This window comes from Alteromonas sp. KUL42 (assembly GCF_006538325.1).
GTDB lineage: Bacteria > Pseudomonadota > Gammaproteobacteria > Enterobacterales > Alteromonadaceae > Alteromonas.
Window position 1 is genome coordinate 424,807 of sequence record NZ_BJKK01000001.1, and the last position, 14,984, is coordinate 439,790.

Sequence of the window (14,984 nt, forward strand, 5' to 3'; positions counted from 1 at the left end):
CGCTAAACAAAATCAGCCTAAGAACATACCTATATGTGAATAGATAACATTTTATTTCAATCAAGAGTCTTTTATAGTTGGGGTATATTAAAAAGGAGAAATAAAACCATGCAAAAGCTCTCTTTATCGTTTCTTAAAATACGTTTTTTGAAAACGGTGTGTGCCTCATTGGCTATTGCGACTTTAACGTTTACCGGAAATGCCTTTGCAAATATATATGCAGTTGCCAACGTCGGATACAGCAATGTTGATACCGACACTAGCAGTGAAAGCGACGTTAGTTACTCAGGCGCGATAGGATATCAGTTTGACCAACAATGGTATGTTGAAGGTGGTTATATTTCACTAATAGATAAACAAGATGAAAATGAAAGCTTAACAAGCCACGGGGCTTACCTCGCGCTGCTCGGAAAGGCGGGAAGCCCAGAAGGTGAACTGTTTTATAAAGTGGGTGTGGCAAGTATTAGTGTGGAGGAAACGCTCACAGACGCTTCTGCATGTGGTACTGAAGCCGCTACTTGTTGCGTTGACGATACCATTGTTGCAGGATTAGTAGGCTTGGGGTTTGACTATTATGTATCGCGCAATTCAATGGTGCGCACTGAATACATGTATTTGGGTGGCCAAGATGATTTCTCTGCGCACATTGTTAATATTGGTTTTCGTTATAATTTTTAATCAAGCGTTAAATACTTCACTTCATTAGATTGTGTAAAACTTTGCTGCAAAAACGTACTGCAAAGCTCAACAGGCTCTATAACTTCACTCAGCTACGTTGCTTGAAGTGGCTCACGGATCCAAAACGATTCCTTAGCAGTAAAAATGAGAACGTTAATAACCTGGTTTAACTATGAAAAACGAATTAGATAGTAAATTTTTGCTCCAAGTTTTTGATAAAATTCGTCAGCATGGTGACAAAGAGGACGAACAATACAAATTGATGGGGATTACGGCTTTTACTGATTATGACGGTTACACATTATTCATTGAAGATGTGAATGTAAAACTACAGTTCGGTTTTCACAATCAGTATCGATTTGATTACACATCGGCTGACCATTACGTGTCATTTGAAAAAAAACTTGAAGCAGATAGACAACACATTTTAAAGCTTGTTTACAACTTCAGTTTCGATTTGAAGAAAAGCGCGCCGTCACTCTCTTCAGTCAGTTTGAAATCGCTTCGACGTTCAACCTTAATGTGAATAACAGTGTATGCCAGATAGCCCCAGAAATTCCCTTCTGTTACAATCTGAACGATATAGTTTTTAAGGGTTTATACATTGGCTGCAGCAATTAAAGCACCAAAATTCAAATTTGCGTTTTTGGGTCCTAAGTTTTGGTTAGTGTGGGTTGGGGTATTTATTTTATACCTGATAACTTGGTTACCGTTACCTATGATCAGAGCAATTGGTTCGGGTACCGGCAAGTTAATTGCGTTAATTGTGCCCAAACGGGCTAAAGTGGCCAAAAGAAATTTGGCGTTGTGGAACCCCGAGCTTAGCGAAGGTGACGTCAATCGTCTGTATAAAGAAAACGTGCGTCGTACGGGTATGGCGCTGTTTGAAACAGCGATGGGGTGGTGGTGGCCTAGTTGGCGTGTTCAGCGTGCAATAGAAATTGAAGGTACTGAGCACGTTGAAAATGCATTTGCGCAAGGCAAAGGTGTGTTTGGAATGGCGCTACACAATATGAACCTTGAGTTTGCATGTCGTGGTATTGGTTTCTTTCATCCAAGTATTGCGTTTTACAGAAAGCACAACAACCCGTTGGTCGATTATCTCCAGTACCACGGAAGAAATCGCTCAAATAAATACATGATAGACAAGCGTAATGCCAAAGCGCTATTGGCAGCACTTGATGATAAAGAGTTGTGCCTTTATTTGCCCGATCAAGATTACGGGCCGAAGCAAAGTATTTTTGTGCCTTTTGGTGGTGTAAAGGACACTGCAACAACAACTGCAACGCTAATGTTCATTCGCCGAAGCAAGAGCGAGCCAATGATTATCACGTCTCAATACACGAAGCGTGGTTACAAGATAAAAATCTATCCGCCTTTATTGTCGCTGGCTGACATGAATGATGAAGAGGCTCTCACGCTTCTCAATAAGCACATAGATACCGCGATAAAAGAACAGCCCGAGAGCTATTTATGGATGCACAAACGCTTTAAAACGCGACCAGAAAGTAATCCTGACTCACTCTATAATTGAATGCGAATAGGTCATAAGTGAGGCATGGTAGATGCCCATAAACGTTTTGTTAATGTTATAAATCTAAAGACCAATAGTGATTCTGTGAGCTTGTTATACAATAAAACAATGTGAATGATTAACATACTTTAACCTTTTCTTGCTATTTAAAGTAAAGAGATTAGCGAGAGCAGACAAGACAGAGGGAACATGGCACAGACTGGTTATTCAAGTTCAGCGTTTTGGGCAAAGCAAATTGGACTCGCAGCTGTTTTGGTCGTTATTGCGGGTGTTCTTATTTATATCCTTCAAAACGAAGAAAATGCATCTGTGGCAGATATTCAGGTCGAAGAGAAGTCGGTCTCTCGTGGCTTGAGTGATTTCTATCGGGATTTTCGCATGTCGGCAACAGATCCGCTCAAGGAAGAGCAAGGGGATTTTGTATTAGATATTGCAGGTGTTGATCCAAATCTAGATGAAAAGCTTTCCCAGATGTCGAGCCAAACACGTCCAGTTGAAAAAGGGTGGACTGGTGAACATAAGTTTAGAACCTTTAAAGAGGGAAACACCTTACGTGAAGCGATCTCTCAATATGCGCAAGCTGAAGGGATGCAACTTATCTGGAATTTGGAACAAGACTTTGTTATCAAACACAGGTTTCAGCTAGACAGCACGGTAGCCGGCTCTCTTGCGAAAATTGCCAATGCCATCGACAGTAGCTTTGAAGGAGAAGTAAAAGCGTACTTGTGCGCGCAGCAGCGCACACTGATTGTTACTGCAGAAGAAACTGAATTCTTGAGCAGCAACTGTAAATTAATAAGAAGCTGATCTTATAGAATATGGGAGCGCAGTGGTTTTTAATCTACACAGCTTCCAAATAATGTATCCCAGTATCCCTTCACTTTTTCTCTAATTTTATCAAGCGCGTCAGTTTGATCTGCAAACTTAGTATCAGCTAGGGTTAAATGATGATATTGCTCGCGCAACGCAAGGTATGACGTTTGAAGGCTATTTCCAGTTTCAGGTTCTATGATGCCTTCGTTTACTGCGGCATCAAAAATGCGCAAGTTGTCAGGGTAGTCAGTTAAGCTGTTATGGGAATGCGCATACCCTAACACCCAATATTGGGCCATAAATTCAATATCGGTAATGCCACCTTCACATTGTTTTAAATCTACTTTCTCATTGGTTTTAGACAGAAGGTGGTCGCGCATTTTTAACCGCATTTTACTTACATCTAATGCCAATTCTTGTCGTTCTCTGGGCAAACTAAGAATTGACTTACGCACGTGGTTAAAGCTATCGAGTAGAGTCGAGTCGCCACAAATGGCGCGTGCTCTTACTAGTGCTTGATGTTCCCAAGTCCACGCTTCTTCCTTTTGGTATTTTTCATATCCATCGATGTGGCAACACAATAACCCCGCATTTCCTGAAGGGCGAAGTCGCAAGTCAGTTTCATAGAGTTGCCCAAATAGTGTTTTGGTATTGAGCAAGTGCATAATGCGTTGCGCTAGCTTTATATAAAACTGTTGTGATTCAATGGACTTTGTGCCGTTAGTGGTACTACCTCTCGGTGCATTGTGCAGAAAAACAAGGTCGAGATCTGAGCCATAGCCCAATTCATAACCTCCGAGTTTTCCGTAACCAACAACTGCAAAGCCTTTATCTGTCTCTTCTAAATGTGAAGGTACGCCAAAGCGCTCTCGCATTTGCATCCAAGCCGCATTTACAACGCTCTCCAAAATGACTTCGGCTAATACCGTTAACTTGTCACTGACGTTGTTAATAGGTAGAGAAGCACTAATATCACTGGCAGCTATACGCAGTTGTTGGCAAAGTTTGAACTGACGCCAAGAATCCATCAGGACCTCAATATCGTCAAACTCCACACGCAGCATGGTCTCTCTTAACTCATCGGTATATTCTGTTTTACTAGTTTCGATATCGGTATTTTGCTGACCGAGATAAAGCGGCGTTAATAGCTCATCTAGTAACAGTGGGAAGCGCTTTATTTCTTGTGCAATCCAATCACTTCGTTCACATAATCGCACCAGTTGCTTCAAAACATCGGGGTTTTCCAGTAATAAATCTAGATAGGTCGTGCGACCAGTAATAGCTTCAATTACTCCGAGCAATCTGGATAAAACAAGCGTCATGTGTGTCGGATGTTGTACCACCAATACGTAGACTATTTCGGGAAGTAATTTGTTTAATGTATCTTCACCTTTTTGACCAATGCGATAGCTGCGTTGCTTCTCTTTGAAGTCATTTAGGGCAGCATAAATACCCGTAATCTCTTGCTCGTTTAAATGCTCGGCAAAGGCACCGTAAAACTCTTCCAGTTGCAGTGTAAGTTGCCATGCATCTTGGCAAGCATCAAACAATGTATCTTCTTCGGTGTGAGATTCATGTGACTCTTCAACAAGTTCATTAAAATGACCGTGAACTCTTGCCATGGTCTCTTCAAGAGTATTTATAAATTGGTCGTAAGACTTAAACCCCATAACCGCTATAAGCGCCTGCTTTTCCCATAATGTATCGGGCAAAGTTTGTGTTTGCTTATCTTGGCTTTGCTGTAAGGTATGTTCAATCTTACGTAAAAACAGATAGTCCAACTTGAGTTGGCTTGTTACCGAATTTTCTACTATACCTAGCTCTGCCAAAGCATCTAGGGTGGAGAGCAGTGATTTACTTTGTAGTGAAGGTTCTCGTCCGCCGTGAATAAGCTGAAAACTTTGGGCAAAAAACTCGACTTCTCGAATACCGCCTGCACCTAATTTGATATTGTTGCTTAAACGTCGGCGTCTGATCTCGGTGGCGATGAGCTTTTTCATGTTACGCAGAGCATCTATAGTCGTGAAATCAAGATATCGCCTAAAAGTAAACGGATGTAAGATACTTTTTAACCATTTAACGTCAGTACTTCCGTCGTCATTTAAAATTCTTGCTTTGACCATCGCAAAGCGTTCCCAATGTCTACCTTGGTCTTGGTAATAGTCTTCCAGTGCAGCAAAGTGCATAACTAATGGCCCTGAATCGCCAAATGGACGTAGCCGCATATCAACGCGATACACCTGACCTTCATTGGTTATTTTGTTTAGCGCTTGAATAAGCTTTTGCGCAAGTTTGGTAAAAAACTGCTGGTTTTCTAGCTTTTTCCTTCCGCCTTGGGTAATGCCTTTTTCTGGATAGGCAAATATCAGGTCTATATCGGACGAAAAGTTGAGCTCACCACCGCCTAGCTTGCCCATGCCTAGGATATACATATGCATGTCACCATCTTCACCAACAGGTTTGCCATAGCGCGTAGTAAGGCTTTCATATAACCAGTAATAGGCACCTGTAACCAAGGTATCTGCTAGTGCGGAAACGTGTTTAAGCGATTCTTCAATAGACTGTTTGTTAAGCACATCACAGAACGTGATTCTCGCCATTTCTTTATTTCGAAACTTACGCAAGGTTTCAAACAATGCATCTTCGTTATTGGTATCCTGTAACACCGCAGATAGTCTAGTTTTGTAGTCCTTTAAAGGCTCTTTGCTAGGTTGATGTGCCAGAATTTCACTGAGCAGTTGCGGTTTGTGGAGGATGGTATATGCCAAGAACGAAGAGCGAGAGAATGCCTGATACAGGTGCGTTTCATTCGCTTTAACAAGCTGTACTGTCTCATCTGTCAGCGTCGGTAACGACAATAATTGTTGCCAGTATTTTTCAGCTTGCTCTAGGTTAGTCATGCTATTTTCGTTTTCTATTGGCATAATACTCGCTTAAACCTAATGTAAATTTAATTTACTAAATGAAACTCAGCCACTGTCACGTTTTACGTAAAATCGATAAAAATGCACCTTACATAAAACCGATATAAAGATAAGATGGCAGGGTATAAGAATATTCAATGTTCAGGGAGCAAAGATAACGTGGAAGCCTTAGTAAAACTAGTACCTATATCGCAAGAATTACTGATTTATTTGGCGATGGACGTAGGTATTGCGCTGTTATTACTGATGGTAATGAAGTGGCTTTCAGGCGCATTTCGCGATTATTCTGTGGCAGAAGAATTAGGCGTTAAAGACAACTTTGCTTTTGGGATAAGCATTGCTGGTGGCATGTTATCGCTTTGTATCGTGTTGAGCTCTGTAGTGGGAAGACACGTTGGGTTGGGCTATAAAGAAGCGGCTATCGGCATGCTGACTTTTGGTATTGTGGGCATAGTATTGGTGAAATTTGGACGTTTTGCTCACGATAAGCTGGTACTTAATCAAATCGATACCCCTGAAATGATCTCACAACGCAGTGTTAGTGTTGCGCTTGTTGATGCAGCCAGTCTTGTTGCCAGTGCCATTGTGCTAAGAAACATTATGGTATGGGTTGATGGCAGTGATTTAAACGCCATTATCGCTATTGTCACGGGCTTTTCTGTTGTATTAACCATGCTCTTGGTCATGACGAGAATTTTAGAGTTTCGTTATGCCAAAGATAACCAAAATGATTCTTTTCAAGGGGCATTAGAGAAAGGGCAATTGGCGTTGGCTATAGAACATTCGGGTAATCTGTTAGGTACTGCGATGATTGTTTCTGCGGCCAAGGATCTCCTTGTTTATAGCCCCTCAGGATATGTAAGTAATGTAACAGGGTGGCTAATAGTGAGTGTAGGCATGACGCTGGCACTTCATTTGTTGGTTATGGTGAGCAAGCGTATTATCCTATTTGGAATGAACTATCGTCAGGAAGTTGATCAACAGCACAATGTCGGTGTTGCCGCCTTAGGGTTCACATTGAGTATTGGTATTGCCATGATCATCAATGCGGTTATCGGTGGATAATATTCATCAATCATTGCTGCTGACTAAAAGCACGAAGTCTTGAGATACTACAGGATTTTGCGAACTACAATTTTTGAAAAGTTGACTTTACGCACCGAAACTCTTCGAACCGGCCTGAAGCTATAATGGCATTTTTCTGGTTTCGAGAGAGTTTTTTTATCCGTGCCTCAAGCACCGATGCCTGCGAGCGACTTTCTACTTTAATAACTAAACGAAACGACAAAGGCGCTTTACCCTTTAGTGCTTTGGCCCCACCTTTAAGTTCTCCACTGTGTTGGGCCATTCTTCTTGCCGGATCAGTGGTGATGCCTGTGTATAGCTGGCCAAGTTTATTTTCAATGAGATAAAGATACCATTGGGTATTTGATTTGCTATGGTGGGTATTGCCAGTGTTGGCTGTTATACTCTGTGCCAATTGAACTTCATATAATATAAGTTAGTTTCATCATGATGTTACCAGATTTTAGTAAAGCAAACGTGCTTATTGTTGGCGATTTAATGTTAGACCGTTATTGGAGTGGTGGTACAAAGCGGATTTCGCCTGAAGCGCCTGTTCCGGTGGTCAATGTTAGCGGAACTGAAGACAGAGCGGGTGGTGCGGCGAACGTTGCTGTAAATGTGGCGACGTTGGGCGCGAAAGTGACCTTGCTTGGCATGTGCGGTGATGATGAAAATGCAAAGATACTTAAAGAAAAATTACACTCCTACGACATTAACTGCGAGTTTTTTCCAGTAACAGGTTTCGACACCATTACCAAACTTAGGGTAATGAGCAGAAATCAGCAATTACTGCGATTAGATTTCGAAAAAAGCTTCGAGCAAGCCGATAAATCGAATCTAGAGCAAGCGTTCGACAAAGCGCTAGACAGTGTTGATGTGGTTATTTTAAGTGATTATGCCAAGGGGTGTTTAAGTAACCCTCAAGTTCTTATTGAAAAAGCTCGCTCGAAGGGTAAACGAATAATTGTCGACCCTAAAGGCAGTGACTTTGCCAAGTATACTGGTGCCTCTGTGATCACGCCCAATATGGATGAACTTCAGGGTATAGTGGGCCAGGTGGATTCAGAAGAAGCCCTGGTTGAAAAAGCGCAATCACTTAAAAAAGAACTCGCGCTCAGTGCGATGTTGGTGACACGCTCTGAAGATGGCATGACGCTGTTTGAAGAGGACAACACAGAATTTCATTTGCCGGCTAAAGCAAAAGAAGTGTATGACGTCACAGGGGCAGGGGATACGGTTGTTTCAACATTAGCTGTTGCCATTGCATGTAATCTCCCGCTTCAGGCTGCCTGTGTACTGGCTAATTTGGCGGCAAGCGTTGTCGTTGGTAAGCTCGGTACATCTACCGTAACCAATACTGAGCTTGCCTTGGCACTGGGAGAGCAGTCTGTGCATCTGGACGGCGGTGTTATGACAGAAGATCAACTTGCCATAGCACTCAACGCGGCAAAGGCTCGGGGAGAGCGTGTTGTTATGACCAATGGATGCTTCGATATCCTGCATTCTGGGCATGTCTCATACCTAGAAGAAGCCGCACAGCTCGGTGACAGACTTATTGTTGCCGTTAATACTGATGCTTCGGTAACTAAGTTAAAGGGCCCAGGAAGACCGGTAAACAACGTAAGTAGACGCATGGCAGTGCTTGCAGGATTGAGTGCAGTAGACTGGGTTGTGCCGTTTGATGAGGATACTCCGCAGCGCTTAATTGCGCGATTACTGCCTGATATTTTGGTAAAAGGTGGTGACTATCATGTTAATGACATTGCTGGTGGCAAAGAAGTTATCGCTAATGGCGGGCAGGTTCGCGTACTTAGCTTCGAAGACGGTGTATCAACCACTGGCATCATAGAGCGTATCACGCAGAACAAATTGCGCTAATGCATTGGTTTAAGTGACTCATCGTGCTAAACGAGGGCCTTTGTTTCACTTCCTTGGTCAAGTCAGGCTAGAATAATATTAAGCTCAAAGCGAACAACTTAACGGTAAAATGCATGTACGAAAGTTATTACGGACTTAAATCCAAGCCCTTTCAGTTAACACCTGATCCTGCTTTTTTCTTTGCCAGTAAGTGGCATAAGCGGGCAATGTCATATCTGCAATATGGTATATCACAAGCTGAAGGGTTTATTGTAATAACGGGTGACATTGGTACAGGAAAAACAACAGTCGCCAATAGCTTACTAGAAGAAATTGAAGATGATATTGCAGCAGCGCAAATTGTTACGCCAAAACTGACTCCAGATGAATTAGTAAAAATGGTAGCGGCAAAATTCGAAATTGCCACAGAGGGTTTGAGTAAAGCGGATATTTTAAAAAAGCTAGAGGTATTCCTTTATGACTTAGCCAAGGCGGGAAGGCGCGCACTATTACTTGTTGATGAGGCTCAGAATTTACCACTAGAAAGTATTGAAGAGCTTAGGATGTTAAGTAATTTTCAGCGAAACGGTAAGCCACTTATTCAAAGTTTTCTGTTGGGGCAAGAAGAACTGAAGGCTATTTTAAGAGGGCCAAATATGGAGCAGTTTCGCCAACGTATTGTTGCTTCATGTCACTTAGTTCCCCTGACGTTAGAAGAATGCAAAGAGTACATTAATTACCGTTTAGCTAACGCAGGGTGGCATGGCGGAGAGCTTTTCAGTGAAGAGGCCTACGACAGTATTTTTACTTTCACGCGAGGTATTCCTAGAAAAGTAAATACACTGATGGACAGGGTTATGCTGTACGGTTTTCTTGAAGAGGTGAAAACATTTACCGTTGATGCGGTAAATGAAGTAATTGACGAAGTTAAATCTGAGATGTTTGAGCCTGAACGGCCATTACTTGACGCTGAGGCATCTGAACCGAGTGACAGTGAGTCAAATGTGTTGATGACACCAAAAGGAAACATCATTAGAAACGCAGATTATTACCTTGATATGTTGGCAAGTTTGGTAGATGCGCTGGATGACGCTATTTCTCACAAAGTAAAAATGACTCAGTACGTCGACAAGTTAATGAAGAAAAAATTCAAAACTTATGTACGACTAAAAAGTGATGGTACTCAAGAATAAAATAGGTTATTCGTATTTGTAAATTATAGATGCGCTAACGCGACGTTCTGCAAAGTTATTACCAAAAAGGCCTCCACCTGAGTTTAGATCACCTTCCTGCTTTCGGTAATTGGCCTCAAACTTGGTACTAATATTTTCACCGATTTTTCTTTCAAAGCCTAAAGAGGCGTTCCAGTTATCACTTTCCCCTTGGACTGTGGATATGCTTCCGCGACCAGTAATATTTGCATAATTAATACTGCCGGTGATGTGTGTGTTATTGCCTAGACGATAGGCTAAATTTGAGCCAAAAGAATAGGTTCGCCTTTGTCTATTAAGGTCTAAGTAATCATCGAGCGCATAGCGCCAAGAAAAAGCCAATGTTACGCGAGAAAAGTCATAGCCAGCTTGGAAGTTACTACTCTTTCTGAGGATAATATTGTCGTCAAATTCTAAGTTCTGTGTAGTGATTTCAACTAGCTGCTCGTCGGCATTTGGAGTGTACGTTAAGCTATTAGGCTGAAAACAATCAAACAGTGCTGTAGAAGTAATTGGGCAAACAAAGACGCCTAAATTTTCAGGGTTGGCAATGAGTCTTGACGTATTGGTGACATCTTCTGAATAAGTAAACGAGGTACGAAAATACTTCGAGTTGTATCCAATGTTGGCAGACGCTGAATTACCATAGAAACGTCTACCGTAGGAGAGTGCTACTTGAGTACGGGGCGATAATGCCCATGCCACGTCGAGCCCAACAAACGTTTCGCCATCATCATCTGATATATCAGAGTCGCTTTTGTTTGCCGTTAATGTAATAGAGCGGTTTGGGCTCTGTCGGTAAGTTAAACCCGCTCCAAGTGAGTTGAATTCTCTGACTTGGCTGAACGTATCGTTTCTATTTGAAATTTGATTGGCTTCATGTTGCGCATTTAGACGTAAAGCCAACCCCTTCCACAAATAGATATCAACGTAGCCATTGCCGGTTCTTGATATAAAATCACCCGCGCCTTGGGTGTTTCGCTGGGTATCAATATACGAACCATCAATTTCCCACAAGATAAAACGCGCATTATCCCCATTACTGAGTTTTCCAGTAAATTGATAACTGTCATTATTGAGAGCATTTGGAGATATGCGAGAGCGTTCAGAGGCAGTGTCTGAATAGGTGGCAGAGCCCTCTGCTTTAAACCAGTCATTATTACCAATCGACAATGTCGAAGTAAGACGGTTTGAACGGGTTTTGGCAAGATCGCCGGCATTGGTTAAAAAACTCCGACAGAAGAAAGTTATTGGCGTTAGTGTTCTGGTAATTTAAAGCGCCAGAGGCCTGAAAAGTCAGTAAGTCTTCAAGGGGGGCCCACTGTGCTGCGTAACTGTACTCTCCATATTCTTGCTGCTGACTGGCATTATCGTTATCTCGCTCAATATGCGTGAAAGTACCCGTCCACAAGCCTTTGAAGGTTCTAGTTTGATAGGTGGCGTTAAGCTTAGGCACAACGCTGAGCGTCGTCAGCGAGCGTCGGCCATTATTTTCAGTGGATACATCTTGAAAAGTGGTTTCGCCGGTAGCTATAGCATTGATATTAAGTTTCGCTAAGGCACTTGAATTGGTAAATGCTGTCAATGTGATAGCTGTCAATATGCGATTTAAAGTAAATGGTGACACCGGGTATTAACGCCTCTCTGAATAATAATAACCGTAATACCCACTGCCGTCTGTGTCGGTGTGAACTGACTTGTTTACGACAAAGCCAATTGCCATGTCGGGGTTAAGCCTTTCTACAGACATCTTTATATCACTAATCTTAGCTCTACCTTCTTCAACCACTACTACAGCTTGTCCAGCAAAGTTAGCAAGGATAGCACTTTCGTTGATACCGATAAGTGGAGGTGTATCAAATATAACAACCCTGTCCGGGTAGCGATTAGCAAACTCATCGACGGTATCGTGCATTTTTTGGCTAGCGAGGAGTTCTGTTGAAAGGTGGTGTGACTTACCCGCAGGGATAATTTTCAACTTGTCGATATTGGTTGAGTAGAGAACATCTGAAATATCATCCACATCGCCGGTGAGATATTCCATCAACCCTTTTCTACGCTCTAAACCTAGGGTATTTAATACATTGGGTTTGAGAACATCTGCGTCTATAAGCAGAACGGTTTTATCTTGTTCAGAGGCAATACTCATGGCGAGGTTAGTCGCAGTAAATGTCTTTCCCTCAGAAGGACGACTACTGGTAACCATTATGATGTTTGGGTTACGCAGTGTTTTAGCTAGCGAACCAAAAGCATTGGCCAGTAACTTGCGCTTGATTTCACGATACTCTTCGTTAATTTGTTTGCGCTCACCATCAAGGGATATGTGCCCGTTTTTGCTTAATCGTTCAAAGTCGATTTGGAATTCAGCTTGCTGTTTTGATTGCTTTTTTGTTGGCTTAGTCGTTGTTGCTTTAACGTCTTCCTTTGCACTAGTAGTCTTGGTTTGTTCTGCTTGAATTTCAGTTTCAACGCTATGTGCTTTACTAGTTTCGTCTTTAGCACTAACTGCCTTGTGTTTTTGAAGTGCTTTTTCAATTGTCGATTTCATTAAGATAGCACTCCTAGTAAGTCGATATTCATAACTTCAGCAGCAACTAACACACTATACATTGCTAAAATGGTTCCGCTCGAAAGTAAAAATACAATTAGACGTGTTCTGTTGGTCTTACTAATTTTTTCTTTGTTTAAGTGACTAACCGTACCCCAAATAGGGTAGTCGGATGCGGTGAGCAGTTGCTTGGGTCTAATAAGCACAGGATTTAATTGGCTTATAACGAAAGCAACACCGATGCCTGAACCAAAACCCAACATGAGTATTGCTGTGTAAAAAATGAGTCTATTTGGGCCTGATGGGCGTTTGGGTAGTAGTGGCGGCTCAATTATTCTAAATTGTAAATCTTCTGCTGACACGTCAGCACGGCGAGATAAATCTGCTGATTCTCGTCTTGAAAGTAACTCTTCATATTTTTGCTTAGTAACACCATATTCTCGGTTGAGTGCGGAAGATTCAGCCTCAATTTGAGGAATTAAATCCACTTTGCTCTCAAGTTCAGCTATTTTGTCGAGTAAATCCGACTCTTTTACTTTAAGTGCTGCAATTTGGCTTTCAAGTCGACTCGCTTCTAGTTTAATTTCTCTGTTAAGTTCAGTTGTTGGCTGGTTGTCGTCATCACTTGAACTGTTTAAGAATGCATCAATTTCTTGTTTTCGTGCCTTTTCTAGACTTTCTAGTAATGCGGTAACTTCGATAATATCTGGATGAAGCTCAGTAAATCGTAAGCGAAGTCTATCAAGTTCGTCTTCAAGACCTCTAATCCTATCGTCATAACGCGTGCGAAGTACGGGTTCATTTGGTGATGTAACACTAAAACTATCGCTTTGTTTTGCCGAAGTAATTTGCGTTCGTAGAGACTCTGCCTGCTGCTGAATTTGTCGCATTTGAAGGCGTGTTGCCTCTAATTGGTCATTAAATGACTTTAAGCTTGCGTAATACGTTCCTGCTAAAGGTAAGATATCATTATATTGGCGTTTGAAATTTGCTAGTCGTTGTTCTGCCTCAGAAAGACGAGACTCGTATTCTGCTATTTGTTCGTTTAGAAATCGCCCAGCAGTATCAGTGTCTTTCCTGTTATTCCCTAAAGTACCTTCTACAAAAAGGTCTAGTGTTTCTTGAACTACTCGTTGCGCAATAGCAGGCTTTTCGTCAGAAAATGAAATGTTATAAATATTGTCTCTACCGGTAGATGACAACTGAATGCGTTTTGTAAGTGAAGTGACTAGAGAATCGAACTGGCCTTCTGTCTGCGTAGTAATATCCAAGTCACTTTCTCGAGCAATTTTTTCAACATTACTACGGCTAAGTAACGTTTTTGCCATCATTTGAATTTCTTGGTCGGGGTTGGTTTGAATTGCAAGTCCCCTGAGCAGAGGTTGTAGGACAGAACGGGTATCTACAAAGACTTGTGCTTTAGAAGAATATACGTCGGGTAGTGTCGATACGTATAGAAAACCTATTGGGCATATCAACCATGAAAAAATGATGACGTAACGCTTTTTTATCCATACCCCTTTTACATAGTCTAATATTTGGGTGATGGTTTGTTGAAGATCCTGCATATTATAATTTGTTCCGTCTACCACTCATTTTCTAGAACCAAGCTTCTGGGATAATGACAATATCACCCGGTAGCATATCGACATTTTCAGAGATGTCACCATCGCGGATCAGGTCGTCTATTTTTACATTGAAAGAGTGTTGCTTGCCATCCACAACTCGCACTAGTTTCGCGTTATTACCACTAGCAAATTCTGTTAAACCACCCACCGCTATCATCAGGTCTAGTAAGGTCATATGTTCGGTGTAATTAACTGCGCTTGGGTTAGTTGCTTCGCCGATAACGCGCACTTGTTCACTTAACGGGCCGCTAAAGTTATTAACGCTTACAGTGACGCGTGGATTGTTAATGTATTTAGAAAGCTGCTCTTCAATTTCTCTAGCCAGCATAGTTGGCGTTCTGCCCGCAACATCAATATCTTCAACAAGTGACGTAGTTACTTTGCCATCAGGACGGACAATGAAATTGCCAGAAATCTCTGGGTTTCGCCATACAAAAATAGTTAAAGAATCACCGGGTCCAATAAGGTATTGATAGTCGTTGACGTTGGTGGTCAGAGATGGGCGCGTCGTTGCCTCAGGCAGTACACCGGTTTGACTACAGCCATTGACGCTGAGAAGCAAAACAAATGCGCACAATGTCAACAACATTCTTAAGCGATACATAAGAGATATTCCTGCACTCATTATGGTAAGTTGATAATTCGATTCCATTCACACAAAGTGAATTGACACTATAATGCCAATATCTCTTCTAGTCTATTGGATTAAATACCTTTATGATGAGA

13 protein-coding genes and 1 pseudogene are annotated in these 14,984 nt (G+C 41.8%); 7 read left to right on the top strand and 7 right to left on the bottom strand.

Translation table 11 applies throughout. From position 1 onward, the window contains the following. The first annotated feature begins 108 nt into the window (after positions 1-108). From EYR97_RS01805 to EYR97_RS01820, 4 genes and pseudogenes are all read left to right on the top strand, one after another. Positions 109-678 carry an outer membrane beta-barrel protein gene (locus tag EYR97_RS01805; RefSeq protein ID WP_131092123.1) on the top strand — a complete coding sequence of 190 codons (570 nt, stop codon included), beginning with the start codon at positions 109-111 and terminating at the stop codon, positions 676-678. A 172-nt stretch (positions 679-850) separates the two neighbouring features. Next, positions 851-1,102: pseudogene (locus EYR97_RS01810) on the top strand (DUF3081 family protein); the annotation flags it as partial. A gap of 180 nt (positions 1,103-1,282) precedes the next feature. Further along, positions 1,283-2,212 carry an LpxL/LpxP family Kdo(2)-lipid IV(A) lauroyl/palmitoleoyl acyltransferase gene (gene lpxL, locus EYR97_RS01815; RefSeq protein WP_131092125.1) on the top strand — a complete coding sequence of 310 codons (930 nt, stop codon included), beginning with the start codon at positions 1,283-1,285 and terminating at the stop codon, positions 2,210-2,212. A gap of 189 nt (positions 2,213-2,401) precedes the next feature. Next, on the top strand, positions 2,402-3,019 hold the full coding sequence (locus EYR97_RS01820) for a TcpQ domain-containing protein (protein ID WP_131092126.1): 618 nt from the start codon (positions 2,402-2,404) through the stop codon (positions 3,017-3,019). Positions 3,020-3,048: 29 nt separating this feature from the next. On the opposite strand, the gene glnE is transcribed toward EYR97_RS01820, so the two are convergent. Then, positions 3,049-5,949 (bottom strand): bifunctional [glutamate--ammonia ligase]-adenylyl-L-tyrosine phosphorylase/[glutamate--ammonia-ligase] adenylyltransferase, encoded by a 2,901-nt coding sequence (gene glnE / locus EYR97_RS01825; RefSeq protein WP_131092127.1) that lies wholly within the window; start codon positions 5,947-5,949, stop codon positions 3,049-3,051. Positions 5,950-6,108: 159 nt separating this feature from the next. Between glnE and EYR97_RS01830 the strand changes: the two genes are divergently transcribed. Further along, entirely contained in the window at positions 6,109-7,014 is a 906-nt protein-coding gene (locus EYR97_RS01830; protein ID WP_131092128.1) for a DUF350 domain-containing protein, read from the top strand. Positions 7,015-7,078: 64 nt separating this feature from the next. Here EYR97_RS01830 and EYR97_RS01835 read toward each other — a convergent pair whose 3' ends face one another. Then, positions 7,079-7,429: a GIY-YIG nuclease family protein gene (locus tag EYR97_RS01835; protein ID WP_131092129.1), complete on the bottom strand. Its 351-nt coding sequence runs from the start codon at positions 7,427-7,429 to the stop codon at positions 7,079-7,081. A gap of 32 nt (positions 7,430-7,461) precedes the next feature. Here EYR97_RS01835 and hldE point away from each other — a divergent pair, with 32 nt between their 5' ends. Further along, positions 7,462-8,892, top strand: a complete 1,431-nt coding sequence (gene hldE, locus EYR97_RS01840) for a bifunctional D-glycero-beta-D-manno-heptose-7-phosphate kinase/D-glycero-beta-D-manno-heptose 1-phosphate adenylyltransferase HldE (protein ID WP_131092130.1) — start codon at positions 7,462-7,464, stop codon at positions 8,890-8,892. A gap of 113 nt (positions 8,893-9,005) precedes the next feature. Next, entirely contained in the window at positions 9,006-10,064 is a 1,059-nt protein-coding gene (locus EYR97_RS01845; RefSeq protein ID WP_131092131.1) for an XrtA/PEP-CTERM system-associated ATPase, read from the top strand. A 6-nt stretch (positions 10,065-10,070) separates the two neighbouring features. On the opposite strand, the gene EYR97_RS01850 is transcribed toward EYR97_RS01845, so the two are convergent. Genes EYR97_RS01850 through EYR97_RS01865 form a run of 5 tightly spaced genes read right to left on the bottom strand, consistent with a single transcriptional unit; the run spans position 10,071 to position 14,862 of the window. Then, positions 10,071-11,255, bottom strand: coding sequence for an outer membrane protein (locus tag EYR97_RS01850; protein ID WP_242634842.1), 1,185 nt, complete (start codon positions 11,253-11,255; stop codon positions 10,071-10,073). Beyond that, positions 11,242-11,709 carry a hypothetical protein gene (locus EYR97_RS22110; RefSeq protein ID WP_242634843.1) on the bottom strand — a complete coding sequence of 156 codons (468 nt, stop codon included), beginning with the start codon at positions 11,707-11,709 and terminating at the stop codon, positions 11,242-11,244. Before EYR97_RS22110 ends, EYR97_RS01850 begins: the two co-directional genes overlap by 14 nt. Before the next feature lie 6 nt (positions 11,710-11,715). After that, entirely contained in the window at positions 11,716-12,630 is a 915-nt protein-coding gene (locus EYR97_RS01855; RefSeq protein ID WP_131092132.1) for an XrtA-associated tyrosine autokinase, read from the bottom strand. Then, positions 12,630-14,198 (bottom strand): XrtA system polysaccharide chain length determinant, encoded by a 1,569-nt coding sequence (locus tag EYR97_RS01860; RefSeq protein ID WP_131092133.1) that lies wholly within the window; start codon positions 14,196-14,198, stop codon positions 12,630-12,632. The genes EYR97_RS01855 and EYR97_RS01860 overlap by 1 nt, the downstream gene beginning before the upstream one ends. A 31-nt stretch (positions 14,199-14,229) precedes the next feature. Next, positions 14,230-14,862 carry an XrtA/PEP-CTERM system exopolysaccharide export protein gene (locus tag EYR97_RS01865; RefSeq protein ID WP_131092134.1) on the bottom strand — a complete coding sequence of 211 codons (633 nt, stop codon included), beginning with the start codon at positions 14,860-14,862 and terminating at the stop codon, positions 14,230-14,232. Between the last annotated feature and the right edge of the window lie 122 nt (positions 14,863-14,984).

Bases quoted from the DNA above. Each gene is read 5' to 3' on its own strand.
- EYR97_RS01820 (WP_131092126.1), top strand. From the start codon at position 2,402: ATGGCACAGACTGGTTATTCAAGTTCAGCGTTTTGGGCAAAGCAAATT.
- EYR97_RS01805 (WP_131092123.1), top strand. From the start codon at position 109: ATGCAAAAGCTCTCTTTATCGTTTCTTAAAATACGTTTTTTGAAAACG.
- EYR97_RS01865 (WP_131092134.1), bottom strand. From the start codon at position 14,862: ATGTATCGCTTAAGAATGTTGTTGACATTGTGCGCATTTGTTTTGCTT.
- EYR97_RS01860 (WP_131092133.1), bottom strand. From the start codon at position 14,198: ATGCAGGATCTTCAACAAACCATCACCCAAATATTAGACTATGTAAAA.
- hldE (WP_131092130.1), top strand. From the start codon at position 7,462: ATGATGTTACCAGATTTTAGTAAAGCAAACGTGCTTATTGTTGGCGAT.
- EYR97_RS01845 (WP_131092131.1), top strand. From the start codon at position 9,006: ATGTACGAAAGTTATTACGGACTTAAATCCAAGCCCTTTCAGTTAACA.
- EYR97_RS01855 (WP_131092132.1), bottom strand. From the start codon at position 12,630: ATGAAATCGACAATTGAAAAAGCACTTCAAAAACACAAGGCAGTTAGT.
- glnE (WP_131092127.1), bottom strand. From the start codon at position 5,949: ATGCCAATAGAAAACGAAAATAGCATGACTAACCTAGAGCAAGCTGAA.